Source organism: Bacillus sp. GMa5/1 (assembly GCF_050172015.1).
Lineage (GTDB): Bacteria > Bacillota > Bacilli > Bacillales > Bacillaceae_G > Bacillus_A > Bacillus_A cereus.
The window spans coordinates 1-573 of the sequence record NZ_JBNLYC010000437.1 but is presented as its reverse complement, the minus strand read 5'-3'; the positions used below and the strand labels follow the sequence as shown (position 1 = coordinate 573).

Below are 573 nucleotides of genomic sequence, written 5' to 3'. Positions count from 1 at the left end.
TTGAGATATTTTATTAAAAGTGCGGGTGAAGGGAGTCGAACCCCCACGCCAAAGGCGCTAGATCCTAAGTCTAGTGCGTCTGCCAATTCCGCCACACCCGCATATTAATTAAAATGGTGAGCCATGAAGGACTCGAACCTTCGACCCTCTGATTAAAAGTCAGATGCTCTACCAACTGAGCTAATGGCTCTTACAATAAAAACTGGTGCCGACTAGAGGACTTGAACCCCCAACCTACTGATTACAAGTCAGTTGCTCTACCAATTGAGCTAAGTCGGCTAAATGGTGGAGGATGACGGGATCGAACCGCCGACCCCCTGCTTGTAAGGCAGGTGCTCTCCCAGCTGAGCTAATCCTCCGGATTGCCTGGCAACGTCCTACTCTCACAGGGACAAGGTCCCAACTACCATCGGCGCTAGAGAGCTTAACTTCCGTGTTCGGTATGGGAACGGGTGTGGCCTCTCTGCCATCATTACCAGACTGTATTCATTTAAGACAAGAATCATTGTAACTCATTTAACTTTTAAAGTCAACAAGTTTTTTATATTCTTTCAAAACTAGATAACATTGCTT

4 tRNA genes and 1 rRNA gene are annotated in these 573 nt (G+C 46.4%); all 5 read right to left on the bottom strand.

The window, feature by feature from the left end:
• Window positions 1-20: 20 nt before the first annotated feature.
• Window positions 21-101 (bottom strand) — tRNA-Leu (locus ACQGSG_RS29285).
• A 13-nt stretch (window positions 102-114) separates the two neighbouring features.
• A tRNA-Lys gene (locus ACQGSG_RS29280) sits at window positions 115-190 on the bottom strand.
• A 13-nt stretch (window positions 191-203) separates the two neighbouring features.
• A tRNA-Thr gene (locus tag ACQGSG_RS29275) sits at window positions 204-279 on the bottom strand.
• 4 nt (window positions 280-283) lie between these two features.
• Window positions 284-359: transfer RNA gene (locus tag ACQGSG_RS29270), tRNA-Val, on the bottom strand.
• 5 nt (window positions 360-364) lie between these two features.
• Window positions 365-480, bottom strand: a 5S ribosomal RNA gene (gene rrf / locus ACQGSG_RS29265).
• Window positions 481-573 lie beyond the last annotated feature (93 nt).